Genomic DNA, 2914 nt, shown 5'->3' with positions numbered 1-2914 from the left:
AGAACCGCTCTTTCTGAGTCAGATGTTTTCCCTGCATGCAACAGGCTCTCCAGTAGGGCCAGAGCGGTGATTTTATCCGGGTCTGGCCAGTGGGTCACTTTGTTGCGTTTCGAGTGGGAATGGGGCTGTTTGATGCCGAAGCCTACGGCGTGAAATCGTCGATACAGGATATGGCAAGCTGGGTTCAGGCTAACATGGCGCCTGCCAACGTGAAGGATGCCTCGCTGCAGAAGGGGATTACGCTTGCCCAGTCGCGCTACTGGCATGCCGGTAATATGTATCAAGGTCTGGGTTGGGAAATGCTGAACTGGCCGGTTAAAGAGAAAACCGTGGTCAAGGGTAGCGATAATAATAACGCACTGGCAGCGCTGAGCGTCACAAAAATCACTCCGCCAGCGCCACCATCAAGCGCCTCTTGGGTACATAAAACCGGCTCAACCGGTGGATTTGGCAGCTATGTAGCCTTCATTCCTCAACAGGATCTCGGCATCGTGATGCTGGCTAACAAAAATTATCCTAATCCTGTGCGGGTTGAGGCGGCTTACCGCATTCTTGATGCGTTGCAGAAGTAATTTTTAGCAGGGGGCATATTGCCCCCTAAATCTCTCAACTGCCCCAGCGACTTTTCAGGTAATTGACTGCCTGCTGGGTCTGTGGCTGATTGAGATAGTTCTCTCTGAACAGGATCGTGCCTTTAATTTGCGATACGGACTCGTTCAAATCCAGCTGCTTTTGTAACTCCTGCACGCCACCGTTGACCATCCAATCTGGCTCGTTCTTTGAGGGGATCCCAACTTTATACAGTGCAACGCCGATATAAAGACGCGTATTGGTGGAGGCCACCACATTCGCCCACCATTTGGCGAGCACATCATAACGGGCCGCGTCACGCGCGAAGGGCCAATACAGCTGTGGGGCAATGTAATCCAGTAAACCAAGCTGTACCCAACTGCGGGTGTCGGCATAAGATTCATCATAGGCTGCAGCCCCTCGCGTATTGGAACCTGCCGCATCGTGTGAGTGGTTACGCCATACGCCAGAAGGGCTGACACCAAATTCAACGTCGGGCTTCAACTTCTTGATAGTCCGAGAAACTTGCCCAACCAATTGCTTAGTATTGTCTCGCCGCCAGTCCGCTTTGGATCCAAAATGTTGCCCATACTTTTTGAAGGTCTGGCTGTCGTTGAGCACGGATCCAGGGGACTCCGCATAGAAATAATCATCAAATTGCACGCCGTCAATATCATAGTTGGCAACCACCTCCGCCACGATGCTGGTGATCCAGTCCCGCACCTCCGGGATACCTGGATCGAGCACAAATCGGTCGCCTGCGATGCGGATCCAGTCGGGGTGTAGCACATAGACGCTGGCTGGCTGCTGCGACAATGTGCGGTTCAGTTTATCAATGGTTACTGGCTTGGTGTTGACGGATACCCGGTAGGGGTTAAACCAGGCATGGACTTTCATGCCACGCTTGTGTGCCTCATCCAGCATAAACTGCAGCGGATCATAGCCTGGGTTTTCGCCAATATTCCCCGTCAGCACATCTGACCATGGCAAAATTTTTGATGCCCAGAGCGCAGTGCCATCAGGTTTAACCTGAAAAAAAACGGTGTTGATACCCAGCGTCTGCAGTTTATCCAGCTTGCCTTTCAATGCTTCTTGCTGTTGGCGAATGCGGATTGCAGGGCTGTCGACATTGACGGATGTCACTGGCGGCCAGTCTAAGCGGGAAACGGTTGCCAGCCAGATGCCGCGCACGGGTTCCTGGCTTTGCTGTGATTTACCCGGTAGTGGCTGTTTTGCCACCGAAGGCAACGGAGTGACTAAGGATTTCGCAGGTTCGGAGGTGCAACTGGCCAGTGAAAGCACACCGGCAAGAAGTACGATTAGCTGTTTAACTTTGGTAAAGCTATGAGAACAGGCGATGATTCGCTCCGGCTTCTATTGATTACTCATTGGGATAGCCCCAACACAATCTTGTCATTCTCTTATTATTCGAATTTTAGTCAATACCGGTAGGGCAGATTGATCGAATACCGGCCTATTGTCGTGGCCTGCTGCATCGTTTCCTCTCGAGGAGTTGGATTCGAGTATGGCCGTTAATCTGCCGTTTAAATCCGTTACACTATGATGTCTTCTATCCCAAGGATTTTACCGTTGTAGTGACTAACTTGTCCGATAAAGATCTCGAACTCAGTAAGTTATGTTTACAAGCGTCCTCTGCTAACAAATTACTCCTTCAATTTAACTAAAGAATCTTTTATGAACAAACGCCTATTTGCTGTTTTTCCCGCCATTATTCTTTCAGGCTGTGCTGCCACATGGGAACCGTTAGGTACGCCAACAATGACCCTGCAAGAGGCGAATAACCTTTGCGAAACTGAGTCATTAGCTCAGTACCCGGTTAAAAATGAGGTCGCTACCAGAAGCGTTGAAAAGCAGGTTTCATTGAAATGCAATAAAGATGACGATGGCTGTAACAGTAGTGGTTATAAATATGAAAATAAATTAGGCGTTGAAAGCTACCCCTTGGACGTGAATATAAATAGCCGGAAAGCCGCATTTACTGCCTGCATGGCAAAAAAAGGTTGGAAAAACACCAGCTGGCTATAAATAACAGGCCGCGTTTCTGAAGTCTGCATTTTTGATGCAAAGAGCTGTGCTCCAGGCTGATACAACGCCCGGAGCTCGCCCTTTGGGAGTGCCACAATTTATTTAGTAAACTCCTCTTCTGTATCAACGCTATCGCAGATCACCTTTACACCAGAAAACGACACTGTACCAGCTCCCTCTCCCTGTGGGAGTGTACAGACCGGGGACATCATGAACACTTGTTCGGGGACATGGTAGACACTTACAACATAGGTATGAGTACTTCTGAGTGGAGTTGCTTATGCCGTGGGATGAGAGA

The 2914-nt window shown here is 49.7% G+C and carries 3 protein-coding genes and 1 pseudogene; 3 read left to right on the top strand and 1 reads right to left on the bottom strand.

Annotated elements, in window-relative coordinates:
• Nucleotides 1-104: 104 nt before the first annotated feature.
• Nucleotides 105-572 (top strand): annotated as a pseudogene (locus tag ACMV5H_RS25220) (serine hydrolase); the annotation flags it as partial.
• Nucleotides 573-606: 34 nt separating this feature from the next.
• Here ACMV5H_RS25220 and ACMV5H_RS25215 read toward each other — a convergent pair.
• A complete protein-coding gene (locus ACMV5H_RS25215; RefSeq protein ID WP_371822197.1) occupies nt 607-1929 on the bottom strand; it encodes a glycoside hydrolase family 10 protein in 1323 nt (440 codons plus the stop codon).
• 83 nt (nt 1930-2012) lie between these two features.
• On the opposite strand from ACMV5H_RS25215, the gene ACMV5H_RS25210 reads away from it, so the two are divergent.
• Together ACMV5H_RS25210 and ACMV5H_RS25205 are read left to right on the top strand one after the other, a co-directional pair.
• Nucleotides 2013-2255, top strand: a complete 243-nt coding sequence (locus ACMV5H_RS25210) for a DUF4354 family protein (RefSeq protein ID WP_115158971.1) — start codon at nt 2013-2015, stop codon at nt 2253-2255.
• Nucleotides 2256-2265: 10 nt separating this feature from the next.
• Nucleotides 2266-2616 carry a hypothetical protein gene (locus ACMV5H_RS25205; RefSeq protein WP_039995080.1) on the top strand — a complete coding sequence of 117 codons (351 nt, stop codon included), beginning with the start codon at nt 2266-2268 and terminating at the stop codon, nt 2614-2616.
• Nucleotides 2617-2914 lie beyond the last annotated feature (298 nt).

The sequence above is a fragment of the Serratia sp. N21D137 genome (genome assembly GCF_047530005.1).
In the GTDB taxonomy this organism is placed as follows: domain Bacteria; phylum Pseudomonadota; class Gammaproteobacteria; order Enterobacterales; family Enterobacteriaceae; genus Chania; species Chania fonticola_B.
Note: the sequence above shows the minus strand (reverse complement) of the source record. Positions and strands in the feature narration are given on the sequence as shown.